The 18,505-nt window shown below is 37.9% G+C and carries 17 protein-coding genes; 7 read left to right on the forward strand and 10 right to left on the reverse strand.

All coding sequences use genetic code 11. From position 1 onward, the window contains the following. Positions 1-551 precede the first annotated feature (551 nt). Both J2Z37_RS15815 and J2Z37_RS15820 read left to right on the forward strand, forming a co-directional pair. Complete coding sequence (locus J2Z37_RS15815; protein WP_209811254.1) at positions 552-1,424, forward strand: phosphorothioated DNA-binding restriction endonuclease; 873 nt, start codon at positions 552-554, stop codon at positions 1,422-1,424. 85 nt (positions 1,425-1,509) lie between these two features. Next, positions 1,510-4,323 carry a DEAD/DEAH box helicase gene (locus J2Z37_RS15820; RefSeq protein ID WP_209811255.1) on the forward strand — a complete coding sequence of 938 codons (2,814 nt, stop codon included), beginning with the start codon at positions 1,510-1,512 and terminating at the stop codon, positions 4,321-4,323. A 35-nt stretch (positions 4,324-4,358) separates the two neighbouring features. Here J2Z37_RS15820 and mutT read toward each other — a convergent pair whose 3' ends face one another. Then, positions 4,359-4,757 carry an 8-oxo-dGTP diphosphatase MutT gene (mutT, locus tag J2Z37_RS15825; RefSeq protein WP_209811256.1) on the reverse strand — a complete coding sequence of 133 codons (399 nt, stop codon included), beginning with the start codon at positions 4,755-4,757 and terminating at the stop codon, positions 4,359-4,361. A 913-nt stretch (positions 4,758-5,670) separates the two neighbouring features. Between mutT and J2Z37_RS15830 the strand changes: the two genes are divergently transcribed. From J2Z37_RS15830 to J2Z37_RS15845, 4 genes are all read left to right on the forward strand, one after another. Continuing rightward, positions 5,671-6,972 carry a DUF262 domain-containing protein gene (locus tag J2Z37_RS15830; RefSeq protein ID WP_209811257.1) on the forward strand — a complete coding sequence of 434 codons (1,302 nt, stop codon included), beginning with the start codon at positions 5,671-5,673 and terminating at the stop codon, positions 6,970-6,972. Between the two features lie 3 nt (positions 6,973-6,975). After that, complete coding sequence (locus J2Z37_RS15835) at positions 6,976-8,763, forward strand: DUF262 domain-containing protein (RefSeq protein WP_209811258.1); 1,788 nt, start codon at positions 6,976-6,978, stop codon at positions 8,761-8,763. A 461-nt stretch (positions 8,764-9,224) separates the two neighbouring features. After that, positions 9,225-9,704: an IS110 family transposase gene (locus J2Z37_RS15840; protein WP_209811259.1), complete on the forward strand. Its 480-nt coding sequence runs from the start codon at positions 9,225-9,227 to the stop codon at positions 9,702-9,704. A 21-nt stretch (positions 9,705-9,725) separates the two neighbouring features. Next, positions 9,726-10,262, forward strand: a complete 537-nt coding sequence (locus tag J2Z37_RS15845; protein ID WP_209811260.1) for a transposase — start codon at positions 9,726-9,728, stop codon at positions 10,260-10,262. A 122-nt stretch (positions 10,263-10,384) separates the two neighbouring features. Here J2Z37_RS15845 and J2Z37_RS15850 read toward each other — a convergent pair whose 3' ends face one another. The 9 genes from J2Z37_RS15850 to J2Z37_RS26135 all read right to left on the reverse strand — a co-directional run bounded on the left by J2Z37_RS15850 (position 10,385) and on the right by J2Z37_RS26135 (position 16,922). Then, positions 10,385-10,543, reverse strand: coding sequence for a YvrJ family protein (locus J2Z37_RS15850; protein WP_245203855.1), 159 nt, complete (start codon positions 10,541-10,543; stop codon positions 10,385-10,387). 67 nt (positions 10,544-10,610) lie between these two features. Next, the gene (locus tag J2Z37_RS15855) at positions 10,611-10,838 is read right to left on the reverse strand and encodes a DUF2922 domain-containing protein (protein ID WP_245203868.1); all 228 of its coding nucleotides are present in this window, start codon (positions 10,836-10,838) and stop codon (positions 10,611-10,613) included. A 61-nt stretch (positions 10,839-10,899) separates the two neighbouring features. After that, complete coding sequence (locus tag J2Z37_RS15860; RefSeq protein ID WP_209811263.1) at positions 10,900-11,124, reverse strand: DUF1659 domain-containing protein; 225 nt, start codon at positions 11,122-11,124, stop codon at positions 10,900-10,902. 107 nt (positions 11,125-11,231) lie between these two features. Then, positions 11,232-11,924 (reverse strand): N-acetylmuramoyl-L-alanine amidase, encoded by a 693-nt coding sequence (locus J2Z37_RS15865; RefSeq protein ID WP_209811264.1) that lies wholly within the window; start codon positions 11,922-11,924, stop codon positions 11,232-11,234. A 70-nt stretch (positions 11,925-11,994) separates the two neighbouring features. After that, the gene (locus J2Z37_RS15870) at positions 11,995-12,183 is read right to left on the reverse strand and encodes a hypothetical protein (RefSeq protein ID WP_209811265.1); all 189 of its coding nucleotides are present in this window, start codon (positions 12,181-12,183) and stop codon (positions 11,995-11,997) included. Further along, the gene (locus tag J2Z37_RS15875; RefSeq protein WP_209811266.1) at positions 12,184-13,080 is read right to left on the reverse strand and encodes a hypothetical protein; all 897 of its coding nucleotides are present in this window, start codon (positions 13,078-13,080) and stop codon (positions 12,184-12,186) included. Positions 13,081-13,117: 37 nt separating this feature from the next. Next, a complete protein-coding gene (locus J2Z37_RS15880) occupies positions 13,118-13,474 on the reverse strand; it encodes a helix-turn-helix domain-containing protein (RefSeq protein WP_209811267.1) in 357 nt (118 codons plus the stop codon). A 1,421-nt stretch (positions 13,475-14,895) separates the two neighbouring features. Continuing rightward, positions 14,896-15,924, reverse strand: a complete 1,029-nt coding sequence (locus tag J2Z37_RS15885; protein ID WP_209811268.1) for a PQQ-dependent sugar dehydrogenase — start codon at positions 15,922-15,924, stop codon at positions 14,896-14,898. A 761-nt stretch (positions 15,925-16,685) separates the two neighbouring features. After that, positions 16,686-16,922: a helix-turn-helix domain-containing protein gene (locus J2Z37_RS26135; protein WP_425340332.1), complete on the reverse strand. Its 237-nt coding sequence runs from the start codon at positions 16,920-16,922 to the stop codon at positions 16,686-16,688. A 461-nt stretch (positions 16,923-17,383) separates the two neighbouring features. Between J2Z37_RS26135 and J2Z37_RS15895 the strand changes: the two genes are divergently transcribed. Then, the gene (locus tag J2Z37_RS15895; RefSeq protein WP_209811270.1) at positions 17,384-18,457 is read left to right on the forward strand and encodes a TRAP transporter substrate-binding protein; all 1,074 of its coding nucleotides are present in this window, start codon (positions 17,384-17,386) and stop codon (positions 18,455-18,457) included. The last annotated feature ends 48 nt before the right edge of the window (positions 18,458-18,505 follow it).

Raw genomic sequence — 18,505 nt, forward strand, 5'->3', positions numbered from 1 at the left:
AATTGTTTGGATCCTTCGATAGGGCCTCTTTTTTGCCTGAAAATAAAGGCTGTTTTATAAGTTTCTGCCAAAACTAACTCACGTGAAACAAGAAATACCACCGCGCCATTTTTCCGTATCTAAAAAAAATTTGATCATTTAAACGGGAATTGGAAAGCAGATATCCACTGCTATAATACGCAATAGTGATGGCATTAAAGGAATGGGGAATCCTGCCTTAAGGAGGATTTTGAATTATACGAGGCATTCATGTACCCATCTCAGATGCATTAGGGGGCTCAATAAGTAGTCATGGATTCGTATCTATGAATGGGCGAAGTCACAAAGATTAGGTGATTTATTAGTCTCAAATTCAGAAGGGAAAAGTGGCTGAGTTCCCACAAAAGGGAAATGAATGAAAGGGGAAAATGAATCTGTTTACAGATATGCCTGACAAACCTTGTCAGGCTTTTGTTATACTATAGTTATCTTATTTCAGAAGGGTCCGAAAAATTATTTTTATAGGTGAAGTAGTTGTAGCAGAGTAATTTTCTTAAGAAGTGGTGGATTCAATGAATTTAGATGAATTAACACATAAAATATCTAACTTAACTATTTGGAAGAAAAATGGCCAGCGAGCACCACATAAACCATTGCTTATCCTGTATGCTTTGGGACAATATCAAAATTTCAAAAAGATAGATTTACCCTATGAGGAAGTCCGGTATAAATTGAAAAATTTATTAATCGAGTTTGGACCTCCACGTAAGTCCTACCATCCAGAGGAGCCATTTGTTCGGTTAGTCAGGGATGAAGTTTGGGAACTAAATACTCAAGTGGATATAAGAAAATTTAGTGATAAGCAACTTTTAACTTCTGGAGTGGTAGGAGGTTTTAATAAAGATGTAATTAACCTTCTACAAAACGACCCCCAGCTCATTAAAACGATTGCTTTGCAATTACTGGAGGATCACTTTCCAGATACCATGCATAACGACATTTTAGATGAAGTAGGATTAGATTTTAGTGTAATTAGAAAGAGGCCGAGGGACCCAATGTTTAGAGAGAAGGTGCTTAGAGCCTATGAGTACAGCTGCATGGTGTGTGGATTTAATGTACGATTAGGTAAGAATTCTCTCGCTCTTGAAGCAGCACATATTAAATGGCATAATGCTGGGGGACCGGACGCTGAAGATAATGGGGTTGCACTATGTTCGATGCATCATAAACTATTCGATTATGGTGCTTTTACAATTACAGAAAAAAGCGAGATGCTTGTGTCAGAAGAAGCTTATGGAACAAATGGTTTTGAGGATTGGCTTATGAGATTCCACGGAAAAACTCTGAGAGGGCCTATTCGACCAGAGTACTCCCCGAAGGAAGTATTTTTAAATTGGCATGTGCGTGAGGTATTTAAAGGAAAATCAAGATATCGTTATTCATAAACAATTATTGAAATGAAAAAAGGATGAAGGATATATAAAAAAGTGATTATGTTATACATAAATCTGCTAAAGGGGAAAAAGTAGATTGGAAACTGTTAATAAACTAATAGTCAATTCTGAAAAGGGTAATTTATTAAATGAACTTATAAAATCTCTTAATGATTGTGAGAGTTTCTACTTTAGTGTAGCCTTCGTAAACTTTAGTGGACTACAACTTCTTTTAGACACCTTTAAAGATTTGGAAGGCAAAGGAATTAAAGGAAAAATTTTAACTTCTACCTACCTTAATTTCACTGATCCCAAAGCATTAAAAAGAATTAAGGGATTTGAGAACATTGATCTCAAGGTCTTTATAACTGATAAAGAGATAGGGTTTCATACAAAAGTCTATATATTTGAAAACAAAGATCATTATAAAGTGATCATAGGTTCTTCCAATATTACACAGAGCGCCCTAAAGAGTAATGTAGAATGGAATGTTGAGATTATATCTAAACAGGAGGATCTCTTCTTAAAAGATGTATTGAATGAATACAATAAATTATGGGAATGCAGTAATTATGTTGATGCTAGTTTTTTAATTCAATATGAAAGTTTTATAGATGAATTAAAGAAGCTAGAAACTACTAAGAAACTGACCTTTGAACATACAAAAACAATTAATCCTAATCAAATGCAACATAGAGCCATTGAAAATTTAGAGCGACTTAGAAACCATGGTGAGAAGAAAGGGTTAGTTATTGCTGCAACGGGTACGGGTAAAACTTATATGTCAGCGTTTGATGTAATAAACTATAAGCCAAATAGAATACTTTTTATTGTACATAGGGAAGAAATATTAAAAAAGGCAAAAGAAACGTTTGAGAAGTTGATGAATGGAGAGAAAGTAGTTACAGGCCTTTTTACAGGGAATAAAAAGGAAAAGGATGCAGACTATTTATTCTCAACCATTCAAACGATATCTAGATATTATAAAGAATTCGATGTTGATTATTTTGATTATATTATCATTGATGAAGCTCATCATGCAGCAAGTCCGAGTTACCAAAAGGTTCTCAACCATTTCACACCGAGGTTTACATTAGGAATGACAGCCACTCCTGAAAGGAGTGACGGACACAGTATATTTGACTATTTTGATAATAATGTGGCTTTAGAGGTCAGATTACATGAAGCTTTAGAAGAAGAACTAGTTATACCTTTTCATTACTTTGGTGTTACAGATATAGAAGGAATTGATTTAAGTGATGTTAATATCGACGATATTGCAGAAATAACTAAAAGATTGAAAGTCAACGAACGAACAGATTTTATCATTGAGAAAATAAATTTCTATGGTCACGATGGAGGCAAAAGAAAGTGCCTAGCTTTTTGTGCCAGTATAGACCACGCAAAGTATATGACTGAAGAGTTTAATAAAAGAGGATACAACACATTTTATTTAACGGGTGAGGACTCAATAGAACGAAGGGATTTCTATATTCGGAAACTTGAAGATGATGAGGATGATTTAGAAATTATCTTCACTGTAGACATATTTAATGAAGGAGTTGACATTCCTTCCGTTAATACGGTTCTAATGCTAAGACCGACGAACTCACCGATCATATTTATTCAACAATTGGGAAGAGGTTTGAGGAAACATGATGGTAAGACATTTTTAACGGTACTCGATTTTATAGGGAACCATAGCAAAACCTTTCTAATCGCCATTGCTCTAAATGGATGCAGATATTACGATAAAGATAGTTTAAAGGTATCTGTGGCAACAGGATTTGCAAATATTCCGGGTTGTACCCATATTCATCTTGATAAAATATCTCAAGAGAGAATCCTAGCACAGATCGATCTAGAAAACTTTAATTCAATGAAGTATTTAAAGGAAGAATATTTCGAGTTTAAAAAAATGAATCAGGGAAAAACACCGTATTTATTATTGGATTATCTAAAGTATGATGGCTCCCCCGATCCAATAAAATTTATCGAAAAAGAAAATACGTATCTTCATTTTGTCGCTAAAGTTGAAAAAGATAAAGGGTTACAAAATTTGTTAAGTGATGCAAATTTTGAAGGTGCTTTAAAAGAGTTATCAAATAAACTTCCAATCAAGAGAATTCATGAGTTTGTTATATTAAAATATCTTGTAGATCATGATGAAATTTCGTATGAGAAAGCTAGGAATGAAATTTTAAAATATGTGAAAAAAGTTGACGAGGATACTGTAAGGCACGCATTTGAATGTTTAAATCATAATTATTATGATAGTCAGCAAAAGAAAGGGAAATTAAAATTGGTAGTCTATTCCAGTGGGGGAAGTCTATATAAAAGCGAAGAATTTGCAAGTATGGTAGCTAATGATGGGTTTAAGGCATATATAATAGATATCATTAACTACGGAATAATTAGATATGAAAAGGAATTTCAAGAAGATTATTATGGTGTACCTCATTTCAAATTGTATGAACAATATCAAATGATAGATGCCGCATTACTCTCTAATTATCGAAAAATCCATAGTGCCTTTCGTGGAAGTGGCCTACTTAGTCATGAAGGAGAGTATTTCTTGTTTGTTGATCTTCATAAAGAAGAAGGGATCAAGGAAACCATTAGATATAAGGATAAGTTTATTGACGAACGATACTTTCAGTGGCAGACGCCTAATAGTACAAGTCAGAATACTGATAGAGGAAAAAATATAATTTTTAACAAGGATAGAGGAATAAACCTTCATTTGTTTGTAAGAAAATATAAGGAAATTGACGGGAAGTCCGAACCTTACATTTATATAGGTAAAGGAAATTCGGTTAAGTTCTATGGAGAGAAACCGATAACCGTCATACTAGAATTAGAAAATGAAGTGCCATCTAGTATTTACACCGAATTCATACAAATAATCTAAGTCTTCTCATCCGAGAAGACTTTTTTATTAACAAATTAGATTTGAATACCTAAAAGCTTATTAATAGTAGGTACATCTGCTGGAGCCCATTCCAATAACGATAGTTTTTCAAGGGGAACCCATTCTATCTTAGCATGTTCTTTTGCCTGAGGTATTCCATCAACAACCTTAGTTTTAAAAGTGATTAGATGAATAATGGCAAAAGGATATTCATGATTAATATCTTCAATTTTTTCATAGACTTCTATCACACATCCAAGTTCTTCCTGGATCTCTCTTACCAAAGTATCCTCCGGTTTTTCCCCTGTTTCTATCTTTCCACCTGGGAATTCCCACAAATTTGGTAAAGACATCGTAGGTGAACGTAATGCACATAAAATCTCATTTTTTTCGTTTTCTATTACAGCACCGACGACGTGTATTATTTTGCTCATGCATTTCCTCCTGTGATTTCTTGATTATTACTATTATGCCAAAGTGCATATGATGAAAACAACTTTAGATGTGGATCTTGATTGCATCACGTGTTATTTTGGTTATATTGTCTATCAAATTTTCGTTAACAATAAAAAAGCAGAGAGAAAAAGACAAATGTATTTTGTGTCGTAGCTTAAATTTTAATTTGAAATGTAGAAATTGAACCACCTGACGCCTCACGGACGTCACACTCGGTTTTGAAGTTATATCGAGCATGTTTTTTCTAAAATTATCTAATGATAGTAAGTCTCTTGAATCCAGATATACCAAGGCACTTGAATATCCCTGACCTTAGGTAGTCTCTTACTGTTTCATATAGTTTTATTTATTCTGTGACCAATCCATGACCAAAGAGTAATCTGTTTCTACATACTTATAACACTACTTGTAAGGAAAAATTAAAAAGGTGTACGGTGCTTGCTAAGGTCTCATATGAAAAGATGAGAAACCGAATTGTTGTGCTTTTTCTCAATTTCAAAAGTCAAAATACTTCTACCAACGAAATTATAATCTAAGTTGAAATAAGTAATGGAAGCGATACGCAGGCAGCTTTACAGATTCTTCTTAACCAATAGTAATAACTTGTTAGTCTGATGTTAATCTCAGCACACGAAACAGCGACTATCTGCCGCTACTTCGGAATTGAAGGGTGATTTCAGTCTACTGGTTGAAACGATATTGGCTAGTAAATTCTCTAGTATTCAACTCTAACCCTCCCTAAAAGTTTCTCAACTTTATTTTAAAAACTTTAAATACTATAATTAGAGGATTGTCCCACAGTTGTAGGGAAGTTTCTATACACTATCTTATTGGATGCTTACGTTACGCAGATGGATTTATTCTGGCACAGAAACCATAAGGAGAAGAATAATGGCACTAGTTCAAGACGAATTAAAAATTACCAAATTAAAAGACTTGCTTGCTATAAATTTAACCTTGCCATCATACCAGCGACCATATAGTTGGAGCGTGAAGTCAACCAATACCTTATTTATTGATACATATGAGGCGTTTAAAGATGGAATCAATGAATATCGTCTTGGATCGGTAATCTTACACAAAGAACGTTCAGAAAAATATAATATTGTTGATGGGCAACAAAGGCTTACTACATTATCAATTCTGCTTTATTGTTTAGGTGATGACAAACAAAGTCTGTTGGAAGAAAAATACAGCAAACTATCGAATGATGCTATTGTCACAAATTTTGGCGTCCTTTCTAAAAGAGCTGACGAATTAACTTATGATGAACGTCAAAAATATAAAGATTATCTTTTGAATCAATGCACCACAGTTCAAATTGTCACAGATAGTGAGCAAGAGGCATTTCAGTTCTTCGATTCACAAAATTCTCGTGGTAAAGAGTTAGCGCCACATGATTTGTTGAAATCATACCATTTGCGAGAAATGAATAGTGAAGATGAAAACCAAAAAGTTAAAATCATAAATCGCTGGGAAAACATGAACCAAGATGATTTAGACGATTTATTTAAAAGCTATTTGTACCCACTGACTCAATGGTATAGAGGAAAAGATGGTTTAGGTTATTCTTCAAGTAAAATTGATTCTTTCAAAGGAATTAAGGGAGCAAATATCTACAATTATGCAATTTACCATAAAGCTAGTAATCTTTATGTAGAACAATTCAATGCTAATGGTAGTAATGAATTGCTTGCCTCAAAATTTTTGAATCAATTCCAATTGACACAACCCTTGATAGCCGGGAAACGATTCTTTAATTACACACTTCATTACGGAAAACTATTAGAAGAAATACAAAAAAGAATTAAACGCTTTCATGACCAAGATAAAATTCCAAGCAAGCGTTCTGGCGATATTTACATTAAGCAGCTGTATGAATGCTCGTTATTATTCTTTGCCGATAGGTTTGGTCTTGAGAGCTTAACCCAATCTGTGATGCAGCAACTTTATTCATGGAGTTATTCATTACGATTGACAATGACTGCGGTTTATCCGCAGACCATCAATAAATATGCAAAAGGTCAGCATGAACGAGCAAATTATGGAATTGATATGTTTTCTGCAATCAGTGAAATGGCGGATCCAGAAGGATTGAAATTACTCGTGCTTAAACAGCCAGATATTGATGACAATAATAAAGAAAAATACAAAGCAGTTTATGAATTGCTTTGTAAATGGAATAGGTGGTAGGAGATGACTAACGATTTAAAAATAATACCGGTATCACATGTTTTTGCAAACATCAACTACCTAGTGCCGATTTATCAACGTAATTATGCATGGAGTGGAACGCAAATAGAACAGTTAATTGAAGACATTGAAAGCTCTATTGACGATTCTAAAAAAAATTACTTCTTAGGGAATTTGATTGTTAATCAAACAGATAACAATGTTTACGAAGTGATTGATGGGCAGCAACGGTTAACGACTTTATATCTTCTTGAGAAGTATTTAGGGATTGTATTTGCTAAAGAAGCATTGCGATTTGAGGCTCGTGAAAAATCAAATCGCACCCTTTCTTATGTTAGCGATAGTAGTAATCCGGAATTAAATGAAGAATTATCATCACCAGAAATCTTAAATGGTTTTCAAATCGTTAATAACTATTTCAAGAATAAAAATATCGACAAAAGCAGCTTTGTTCAAAAGCTGGAACAAGTTTTTCTTATTAGAGTTCAAGTCCCGCAGAATATTGATTTAAACCATTACTTTGAAATTATGAATACCCGTGGAGAACAATTGGAACTTCATGAAATCGTTAAAGCTAAGTTGTTAGAAGTGCTTGAAAGCGACCACGACAAAAATATAGCAGCGCTGATTTGGGAAAAATGTTCTGATATGAATTCCTATGTTCAGATGAATTTTGATGTGAAAGTGCGAAGAAATATCTTTACTGAGAACTGGAGTAGTCTAAGTCAATCAATTAAGGATTTTGATTCGATAAAAAGTAAAATCCCGACAGCGAATGAATCAATAGATAAAAAATCTTTAATTGAAATCTTGAGAGATAATAAAATGCTTAATGTATCAAACACGCAATCCGAAGATGAGAATGAGCGTTTTGAATCAACTATTTCATTTCCAAACTTCCTATTGCAAGTCAATGCTGTCATGAGAAAACTCGGAGAAGAAGATGCAAGTCTTGACGATAAACACTTCCTTAATAATTTATCTTGGGCATGGTCAACACCTGAAAAAGCAAAAGATTTCTTGTTCCATCTATTAAAGTGTCGAATTCTATTTGACAAGTATGTGTTAAAACGAGAGTTCGCTAGAGATTACAAAGAAACGGGTAAATGGTCTCTGCAACGTTTAGAAAAATATCATGATAACAAGAAAAATAGCGATAAACCTAAATACGTTGGCACATTCGGTGATGAAGGTAATGATAATAAGAAGCTAAGGACACTTCAATCTTGTTTACGTATTACTTATACATCACCAAAAACAATGCACTGGATTTCGGTGGTTTTATCTAACTTGTTAGAAAACGAGGCAACTGACATTATTACCTTGTTGGAGAACTATTGTAAGAAGAAGGTTGTTGATTCCGATTACCAAAACAGGAATGGTTTTGGAGTTGAACGAATTGTATTTACTTATCTTGATTATTTAATTTATCGAGATGGTTATTCATATGATGGAAAAGAAATCATATCACCATTTCAAGATGATTGGCATTTTCAGTTTAGAAGTTCCATTGAGCATTTCCAACCGCAACATCCGGTTGAAGGAGATTGTTGGGAACAAGAGGACTTGAACGGATTTGGTAATCTAGCGTTACTAACGGTTTCGGGGAACTCTAAGTTTTCTAACTTGCCACCTGCTGGAAAAATTAATTCATATCCGAGTATCATCAATCAAAGTCTGAAATTAAAAGTCATGGAAAAAATCACAAGGCTTGGTGATGGGAAGTGGACAGAAGAAAAGGCAAGTAGACATAAAGATGAAATGTTCAACATTTTGGGAAATATAGGGTAGAACACTACTCAAGGAGCATCAGAGGAAATTTAAGGTTCTTCTGATGTTACATACCCAGTAGTTTTTTATCTTTTAGGGAGGTTATAACTATGAATATATTTAAAGTCCTTTCATCAAATGACAGTACAATTTATGAGCCTCACGTACTTCGTTTCTGAACTATCTAATGAAACCTATTGAAAACCATGGGATTGGTTCATACTTGTTAACTTGTTAACTAGATTTTTGGAAGGAAGCATTCATACTGATAGACACTATTATCGTAACATTTTTGTAGACTCAACTCTTGACCTATCCGTTTTTGATATGATTGAACACGGGAAAGCTAGCGCTTTCCCTTCGACAAGCATTCCTGTAGTGCGTTAATTTCCGGTTTGAAATAAAAGGAGCACCTCCGTATGATGGGTAATATAGATGTTCACCACAAACATATATACCCAAACAAGGAGGCGCTCTTATTTATGAAGTTTAAACTTTTTCAAATAACAAATCAACGTATTTTAAATATTACCACTACCCACCTTGTCGTAGGAATTGACATTGCCAAGGAAACCCATGTTGCTAGGGCTGTGAATTTTAGAGGGATTGAGTTAGGAAGGCATCTCTCCTTCTCAAATGATGCGAAGGGGTTTGAGCAGTTATTAGCCTGGATCAGAAAACTACAGAACCAACACTCGCTAGACAAGGTGATCATTGGGATGGAACCGACACGTCATTATTGGTTGAATCTTGCTTATTGGCTCGTAGATAAAGGAGTAGAAACAGCTGTAGTTGACCCTTTCAAAGTCAAAAAGAATAAAGAGAACAGGGATAATTCTCAAACGAAACACGACATCAAGGATGCCCTTGTCATTGCCGACATGATGAAAAACGGTTACTATTCCTTCGTCCGTCTTGCAACAGGTACTCATAAGTCATTACGGGTACTCATGACTTCTTGATCATTTATTCAGAAAAAGTTGTTGAGTGTCCAAAATCAGATAATTCGCTGGATCGATATCTACTTTCCTGAATACCGAAATGTATTTAAAGATTTATGCTGTCGTACATCCCTTGTAACACTACGGCTTTTTCCCACACCAGGTGACGTGTTGAAGTATACTCCTGAAGAAATTCAGAGCGGTTGGAAAAAACATATGAAACGCGCAGAGGGATTAGCTCGCGCCCAAACACTGCTTCATCAGGCACAACATTCGGTGGGAGAAAGAGAGGCCTTGGAGGAAGCGAAGCTCTTTCTGATGCAGCTTTTAGACCAGTATGAACAGATGTCTAAACAACTGGAAGAATTAGAAACAAAGGCACTCTCATTCCTGGAATTGATTCCTTATACCAAGCACATGCTTGCCATTAAAGGGATTAAATCCAACGCGGTGGCTGGGATTTTGGCAGAAGCAGGAGACCTAAGTCAATATCAACATGGGAATCAACTTCTACGCCATGCGGGATTGCATTTATGCGAGGACAGTTCGGGAAAGCATGATCGATCACGGGAAAGCTAGCGCTTTCCCTTCGACAAGGGTCTGACCCCTGTCGAAATCGAGTGTTAAAGTGTTTCATAACACTTAAAAAGCCCAGATTCTCCATAAGAATCAGGGCTTTTCTTTTCCCAGGCTTCCGCCAGCTAAGCTTCCTTATGCCAACTATGAATCGCCTTTGTCATCTCAGTAATCGAGGTGGTCAGGGCTTCCATTTTGCTTTCCACTCGGGTGAGCAGATACCAGGAAACAAAGATGGGGAAACCCAGGTTACCGATAAGGGGTATCGGATCGAAGGCATCCATGGGTTTCCCTCCTTTCATGGGGTTAAGTAAAGGGGCCAGACGAGGTCAGGCCCCTTGGTTATGTTCATTACATACTTTCTACATCAAAGTCTGAAACGGTCCGTTGCGTGATGCCGGCATCTTTGACGGCTGCGATATCGAACAATCCGCCGATTGCAACGATGGCATCCATTTGGGTACGGGCTTCAGATGAAGTTAAGCCGGCTTTAGGAACAGGTACATCAAATTTTGCAGTGGATCCATCGGTTTTGCTGAAATAAAGGGAAAGCGTGGATTCGTTGACTTCACGAGGCATGGGGTACACCTCCTTTCATAAGGGGATGGGGTGAAAAGTTCTTGGGAGTAAAATCTAGAGGTTAGGGAATATCAATGATTTCTTGATCACTGGAGAGGATGACTTGATCCAGTGGCCAGTCGGAGAGAGCTGCGATGGCTTGTCCAAAAGCATAGGCATTGTCCAAAGTAGCATTCTCGACATTGACGTTTTTGTAGGTGCGGCTTTTGTAGGTTGGGTTTCCTTTTAGGTCTGTGCCGCTAAGGAATACTAACTTGATTTCCTTCACATCTTTGGTCGTTAGCATGTTGTTCACCTCCTTTCCTTGATGATTTAAGTATAGCATCTTTGGATCCCTTTGTAAACAATAAATTTATATAATTTATAAATTTTGTGTACAGAAGAAGAGTAACTTTATTTTATTCCTTTCTCCGGAGCTCCCACCAGATCCAATGTATAATCCACTTCGTTCCATTTCACGCTATACCCTAGGCTTTCAGCCACTTTCCGCAATGGGGCATAGGTGGTCCCGTTCTGTAAATAGCCCATGGCGATCGGTGTCCCTTCACGACGAATGGAGACCAGTGGCCAACCGGATTCGAGATCCTTCATTAACATCGTCCACGGGAAAAAGGGACCAGGGCAATTCTCTTTATTAATGGAGTCTATTTCATAATGGCCAATAATGTATTCACGGGTGAGGGGGATGTTCCAACGAGCAGTGATTTGTTGGATCAGCCATAATCCGGCTTGATACTGGGGTTGATCAATGGCTCCGCCGCGATCTTTTCCTTCAAATTCAATGGTGATCGTATAACGGTTAGGGTTACCGCCACGTTGAATGATTTGTTTTGATGTAGGTTTGAGAACCCTTCCGTTTGTCCAGGCTCCGTCTTTTTCTTGCACATATTGATGGATTTCTCCTTTTCGTCCTACGCCATAATGGCTGCTAACCTGGGTTTCTGGATTTTGAAAATGGGCCAAGGTTCCAGTCAGGGATCCGGCCATGGTGTGTAGGACAATCAAAGGGGGAGAGTTGATAGGACCGGATTGGGGTCTTACGTTTGGAGTGAAATGGGGACTGCCTTTCCATTCAATGGGATACATTCTAATTCTCCTCTCAATTATATAAATTTGGAATTACCTGGTTGTATTGAATTACACTCCTAGGCTGCTTTCACGAAGCGAGAAGGTTGTGGTCTTCTAGCTTCTTGGCACATTCATCATGAAAGTATCCGAATGAACCGAAAATCAGAGGATAGGATCTTCCATTGACGAATTCCGCAACGGTAAGTAAACAAAGTAAGCATACTTTGTTGCCATAAGAAAAGAGAACAGGTTGCAGGAGACTGTTTTCTCTTAACATCTATTCGATCTCTCCTAACTGTCTCAATAAATCTTGAATCTCTGCTTTTAATTCTGGGTCAATCTCATCTTCATCAGTGGGATTGGATTCAGGAGGTGATTCTTGTTGTCGCCATACCCATTCCGGGACATCGTGAGGTCGTGTGCGGGGAGGTTTCGGGAGGGAATTAGGAGGGGACACGGGTTTTTTCCATTCATTCAGTAATGCTTTATACAGATAAGCCCCAAATCGTTGTTTATCCTGGCAATAGTTCAAACAGATGAGCATTTTTTGTTTAAAATCAGAAATGCTGAAAGAAGGATGTGTAAAACAGCTCTCATAAGCTTGTATGATTCCTGTCATTCGCTCCTGGAGTCTTGGATCCTCTTGAATCGTCTGTTGTATTTCACTAGGAAGAGAATTCGAGGAAATCGGAATCTCTTTCTGTTCTTTTACAGGATCCTCGGATGGAGGAATAGGCATATCTTCTTTTGGGGTTTCCTGAAGGAAATCTGCATTTGAAAGGTGTCTACCATCAGAATTAGCGGAAATTTCTTCTGGAGAGGATAGAGGCTCTAGTACTTTTGCAGCGTTTTCGGGGCAATTGGAGGGATATTCATAGATGATTATATGAATTTCCTGTCTTTTGTCCTGGGTTGGATGCAGCTGGATGAAACCATATTTGAGAAGTGGTTGTAGTACCTTTTCATAAAAAGTGGTTTTTCCTATTTTCAGTCGTTTGATGATTTTGTTCAGAGAAAGGGGCAGGTAATGATGTTCGCTTGAGGAAGCGCTTTCGTTTTTCCAGCTATGAAATCGTAGCCAGGACAGAAAGGCTTTTTCACCAAGTTTTGTGATCCAGTCCGTTATGGCTATGGGGTGTAGCTGGGGGATACATGCGGGGGATATCATTGTCATTTTTTTAACCTCCTAAAGTTTTTAGTGGTGAAGGGGATTAATTGCGTTTTTGCGATGGAGTAAGCGTTGAAGCGTGCTTGGATACAGCGCCGATCACTTCTTCCATGGTTTGAACCTTCTCGAAGGTGTTCGGTGAATCACAAAACTTGATGAAGGCCAGGTTTGCCTTACTTTTTTTCAGTAAATCTAGGGTTCCATTCGGAACTAAATGGTATAGATTGACATCTAATGCCATCGCTATCCGGGCGAGGGTCTCGATGTTTTTAATGTCTTGTTCTCCGCGCTCTGCCTTTGAGATCGTCTCCGTACTTACACCAGACAGATGTTCCAGGTCTTCTTGGGTCAAACCTAATTCCTTTCTCCGTTTGCGAATACGCTCTCCAACCGATTCCATGCGTTACACCACCTTCCCTTATAACCATAAAGGACAAGCTCTCTTTATCACCAGGTACTGAGAGTCGTTTTATTTGGTGTAAATTCGCATTTTTATACGAGTTGTAAAATGTTAAATAAAAATGGTTTGAAAATTGTTGGATGTTTTAATGATCTATGATCATTTGATGATCTTTTTCAATATCTATTGTTTTATATCTCTATTAATTAATGAGGACAGGACTGGTTCTGGGTGGAGACTAGTGTGTTTTTGAGTGTGGTAGAGGGAACAGGCGGTATGAGTTCTAGCAATATAGGATAGAGGTGGTTTCCATTTGAAATTGGTTTTGATTGAGGAGAGGGCTTTAATCGGGACTGGTGAAAAAGTTAAAGTTCCAGATACTCCTAAATGATTGATTTCTTAAGATTGCTTTAGGCTGTTGCCAGAGGAATCAAAGAAGAAAGTGCAAACAGTCTAGGTTGGGGAGGGAGTGGGGTAAGTAAGGACTAGTACTTATCTAGGACTGATTACTGGATGAAACCAGTTTTCCTGATAGAATATTTACTGATTAAAGCTTGGTTAGGACTTAGAACCGGTTCTGAGTAAGGACTGGTTTTTATTCAATATTAGTTCCGTAAGGGTTGTGAACAACGCCGCCACAAACCAAATAGTTCGAAACAAGAATATACGTTCTTGTTGTTATGCTTTGTGATATAATCTTCTTGTACAATAGAATAGGCTCCTCAAGGGTGGTCGGCTCATCCCCAAATGAAAGGGGTGAGAACATGGTGTCAATAGATGATGCAATAGATTTAGCCATCAATTTCGGTAGCTTCACACTAACATTTATTGGTGTAGTTATTGCCGTTTTGACACTTCTAAGCAAAAAGAAATAGACCGCCCTTGAGCTCACAACTCTGCGGTCTATTTCTCATATACTTGAGCCGACCCCACTTGGGGATCCTCTGTTGTACATGACCGACCGTGTTCCAGCACGATCGGTCTTTTTAGTTTATACAGTGATAATTAATTCTATTATATACAGGGTAACCGATAAACGTCAAATCACATGGTTTCTATTGAAAACTGGTTTTGATTGAGGAGAGGTATCTCTGATCGCAAACGCGTAGCACTTTCCCTAATCTGCTCAAACTTAAAACAAAAACTGATGGAGATACAAAAAGATGGCAAGTAAGCAAAAACAATTGGCCTCATCAATGAGTGACAAGAGATTCACTTGATCGGGATGCCGAAATTGGTAAGAATATAATGGAAAACGACTCCTATAACCATTAATGATCGCAGACGGAGAAGGGGCCAGACCCCTTCTCTGAGCTAAAGCTAAAGCTTTGCGAAGTCGAACACAATTAATAAAAACGTAATTACAGGCTTGCTGAATTGTAGTTCGACTATTTCATTCTAAGGAAGCAAAGCACTCAGCCTTAAACCGGCCTCAACCGAAACAAATGATCATCACCCGGTCGAACACGACCGCGTCCGTCCCGATTGCTGGTCAACACAAAAAGCGATCCATCCGGTCCCTCTACGATATCTCGAATCCGCCCACTCGAACGAAAAAAAGAAGACAATAAGCGGATCGAGCGAGGGCGCCCCTCCTCAATCGAAAAACGTAGAATTTGGCTGCCCCTCAGATTGGCCACCAACAATTGGTTTCTCCACGGTCCTCTTGTCACAAAGGTCATGCCGGAAGGGGCCCAGGTTCGATTGCCACTATGAATCAAGGGACGCACCAACGACTCCTGCTGTTCATCGCCTTCAATGATCGGCCAGCCGTAATTGCCGCCGGCCTGGATCAGATTGATCTCATCATGACCAGAATCCCCATGTTCAGAACTATACAAAATCCTTGTACGAGGATCCCATGCCAATCCTTCAGGGTTTCGGTGGCCTAAGCTGTACACAGGGGAACCGCGAAATGGATTCCTGCTTGGAATTGCCCCGTTTCGTTGAATGCGCAGGATCTTGCCGGATAACAGTCTGCGATTTTGAGCCGAAGAGGATATCCCTGCATCTCCTGTGGTTGCATAAAGCAATCGATCGGGTCCGATTTTTAACCGCCCCCCGTCGTGGATCCGACTGCCAGGGATTGTATCAAGTAAAACCCGGTCAATCCGAGCCACCTGATTATTTTCCACTAATCGGACAATCCGATTTCGGATTTGCCCCCCAGCTTCATAAGTAAGATACACGTAGAAAAAATGGTTTTTGGAAAACTCGGGATCGACCGCGATTCCCAGTAGACCGCCTTCACCGATGCTGATAAAAGGGGGAGAGAACGTAATCAACGGCTCAGGCAAGAGCCTTCCCTGGGCCACCACTCGAACTCTTCCCGGCCTTTCAGTTAGAAAAATCCGTCCGTCAGGTGTAAAATCCAGAGCCCAAGGCACTTGTAATCCTGTGGTGACAATTTCAATGCTGTAGGGTATTCCACCCTGATTCTGTCTTAACATCTCCACACCTCGTCATCGTTTCATAAGGTGATATAACATATTCCAGCAGCGACCTAAGAAGTGCACCCAACAACAAAAAAGCCTGTAGAATCCCGAATTTCCATTGCTTGTATAATGTAATATTTCTTGTACAATCGAATAGGCTCCTCAAGGGTAATCAGCTCACTCCTCATTTTAGTGAGAGGGGGTAGGATTCATGACAGTATACGAAGCACTAAATCTTGTATATGAATTTGGTTAATTGGTTGTAACGATTATTCTTATGATCGTCACCTTTTTGTCAAACAAAAACAAATAAGGCCTCCCTTGGGATTGGCATCCAGGAGACCTTACTTATACGAAGCATCCCTGTTTTTCCTTTTCGAAAGGGTTTAGGAGAATAGCCTGGATGTTTGAATGAACCTTTCTTACCCTCTTGTTTTCACCAATTTTCTATCATAATTAATAGTTGCAGGCTGGTTTTACGTGAGGACTGGTTTTAGTTTTAGCCCGGGTGTGGTTGGTGTGGACACGATCCTGTAAGTGTTACTGCAGCTACGCATTCGGATATGGTGGGTTTCCTTTCCTGATTTCAGATTTACATTGATCAAAGAATAGACCGCACTTAAGTTACGAACTCTGCGGTCTATTTTTCGTGATAAAGACAGAAAAGTCAGCGCTTTCACTGCGCAGGGGATGATTCCTTAGCCGAAGCTTAAGCGCGGAGCAGTTGAACGTCTTCACTCACAAGGTCAAACCGCAATAGTAAACAGGATTAATGTTCATGGTGAGTCTCTAATAATATTATATCTAATCATTTTCCGTACCAATGTAGTTCTATGAACTCCTAAAATGCTTGATAGCTCCTCGATAGAATGAACGCTCTTTAGTTTTTGTGATATAAAATGTTTCTCAAACTCCGCGGTTGCTTCTTTCAGATTATTAATATGTAGCAGAGATCTACTAAAGCTTCTAATATTTTCAGGAAGGCTGTCAGCATCTATGATGCCATCATTCATGATAATTAATCGCTGACGCTGAAGCACTTCCGCGCTTCACCTCTGAATAGGGGTCAGACCCCATCTCTGAGCTAAAGCGTTATCTTTGCGAAGTCGAACACTAAAGATGGAGTAAAGAGGTTGTTTAAACGACAATTTTTTGTATGTAATGAAAAGAAAGAAAAACCATCACTGAATCTTAATTTATTATTGACTAGCTAAATATTCTGAATTAATATAACATTATACCGAAAATTGACCCAACCAATTTCACTAAAAAACAATAATTGTAATCTGTAGTACAAAATATTTCGATTGGGGGTCTGATTAGATGGCATTAAATTCTGTAAATAGGGAGGGTTGCATATTAACTAATACGCTTGAAAGATTAGTGATTTATAGATTAAAAAAGCATGGCTTTAAATTGGTCGGACCGATATTGATCATGGAAGTATAATACAATTTTAAGGGGAAATATTTCTATGAAAAAATTAAAATGGATGCCATTGTTCACTATTGTCACAAGTTTTTTTCTAATAGTAGGATGTTCAACATCTAATACGAGTTCTAATACGACGAATAACACAGATAATGTGGCTAATTCCAAAAATACAAATGAAGGATCAGCCAAAGAAGGAACACCTAAGCCAAAGATCACATTGCAATTTGGTAATATTTACAATGAGGACCATCCATCAGGAAAAGCTGCTTTAAAATTTATTGAACTTGTTAAGGAAAAGACAAATGGAGAAGTAGCAATCGAACATTTTCCATCGGAGCAACTTGGTTCGGAATCGGAGATGTTAGAGAGTGTTAAAATGGGTGCACTAGATATGTCAATTTCAGGAACTGGGATTGCGGGGAAATTCCAAAAACAATATCAGATTTTCCCTCTTGTATATATCACCAAAGATATGGAGCAATTAAATCACATTATGAACAGTCCGCTTGGTGAAGAAATGGCGAATAAGTTTTTAGAAGAGAACGGCGCTAGAGTTCTCGCCAGCAATTGGATTAGAGAACCAAGAGTGCTATTTGGAACTAAACCGGTGAAAACACTTGAAGATCTAAAAGGCTTCCGAATTAGAGTACCTGAGCAACCTGTTTGGATTAAATCTTGGGAAAGACTTGGCGCATCTCCGACACCTATTGCTTTAGGAGAATTATATACAAGTATCGATTCAGGAATTATTGATGGAGCTGAAACGGGAATTTCCTATTACAGTAGCAATGGGTTCCAGAATATTGCTCCCTACGTTATGTTGACTGATCATGTTTTTGAAACCAATTTGGTTGTCATGAATGAAAACGTATTCCAGAAGCTTTCCCCCGAAAACCAAAAAGCGGTAATCGGAGCAGCAAAAGAAGCTGGAGAATACCACATTGAATTAGTTGAAAAGTCTGTCGATGAGCAACTAGAAAAATTGAAAAATGAAGGCGTTACTGTTATTGATGTTGATCGTGATAAATGGATTCAAAAAGTGGATGGACTTGGTTTGGAGCTAGAAGATCTTTGGGGCAAAGGATTATATGAGAAATTTAAAAGCTATCAATAAAATATTCAAAGTATCTTATTTCAGTGTGATTCTAGGAAGAAGGGGATT

It is taken from the genome of Ammoniphilus resinae, from assembly GCF_017873965.1.
Taxonomy (GTDB): domain Bacteria; phylum Bacillota; class Bacilli; order Aneurinibacillales; family RAOX-1; genus Ammoniphilus_A; species Ammoniphilus_A resinae.

What these genes read in the sequence shown, in the direction of transcription:
- J2Z37_RS15815 (WP_209811254.1), top strand. Translation starts at nt 552, where the DNA reads ATGAATTTAGATGAATTAACACATAAAATATCTAACTTAACTATTTGG.
- mutT (WP_209811256.1), bottom strand. Translation starts at nt 4,757, where the DNA reads ATGAGCAAAATAATACACGTCGTCGGTGCTGTAATAGAAAACGAAAAA.
- J2Z37_RS15830 (WP_209811257.1), top strand. Translation starts at nt 5,671, where the DNA reads ATGGCACTAGTTCAAGACGAATTAAAAATTACCAAATTAAAAGACTTG.
- J2Z37_RS15835 (WP_209811258.1), top strand. Translation starts at nt 6,976, where the DNA reads ATGACTAACGATTTAAAAATAATACCGGTATCACATGTTTTTGCAAAC.
- J2Z37_RS15840 (WP_209811259.1), top strand. Translation starts at nt 9,225, where the DNA reads ATGAAGTTTAAACTTTTTCAAATAACAAATCAACGTATTTTAAATATT.
- J2Z37_RS15850 (WP_245203855.1), bottom strand. Translation starts at nt 10,543, where the DNA reads ATGGATGCCTTCGATCCGATACCCCTTATCGGTAACCTGGGTTTCCCC.
- J2Z37_RS15855 (WP_245203868.1), bottom strand. Translation starts at nt 10,838, where the DNA reads ATGCCTCGTGAAGTCAACGAATCCACGCTTTCCCTTTATTTCAGCAAA.
- J2Z37_RS15860 (WP_209811263.1), bottom strand. Translation starts at nt 11,124, where the DNA reads ATGCTAACGACCAAAGATGTGAAGGAAATCAAGTTAGTATTCCTTAGC.
- J2Z37_RS15865 (WP_209811264.1), bottom strand. Translation starts at nt 11,924, where the DNA reads ATGTATCCCATTGAATGGAAAGGCAGTCCCCATTTCACTCCAAACGTA.
- J2Z37_RS15870 (WP_209811265.1), bottom strand. Translation starts at nt 12,183, where the DNA reads ATGTTAAGAGAAAACAGTCTCCTGCAACCTGTTCTCTTTTCTTATGGC.
- J2Z37_RS15875 (WP_209811266.1), bottom strand. Translation starts at nt 13,080, where the DNA reads ATGACAATGATATCCCCCGCATGTATCCCCCAGCTACACCCCATAGCC.
- J2Z37_RS15880 (WP_209811267.1), bottom strand. Translation starts at nt 13,474, where the DNA reads ATGGAATCGGTTGGAGAGCGTATTCGCAAACGGAGAAAGGAATTAGGT.
- J2Z37_RS15885 (WP_209811268.1), bottom strand. Translation starts at nt 15,924, where the DNA reads ATGTTAAGACAGAATCAGGGTGGAATACCCTACAGCATTGAAATTGTC.
- J2Z37_RS26135 (WP_425340332.1), bottom strand. Translation starts at nt 16,922, where the DNA reads ATGAATGATGGCATCATAGATGCTGACAGCCTTCCTGAAAATATTAGA.
- J2Z37_RS15895 (WP_209811270.1), top strand. Translation starts at nt 17,384, where the DNA reads ATGAAAAAATTAAAATGGATGCCATTGTTCACTATTGTCACAAGTTTT.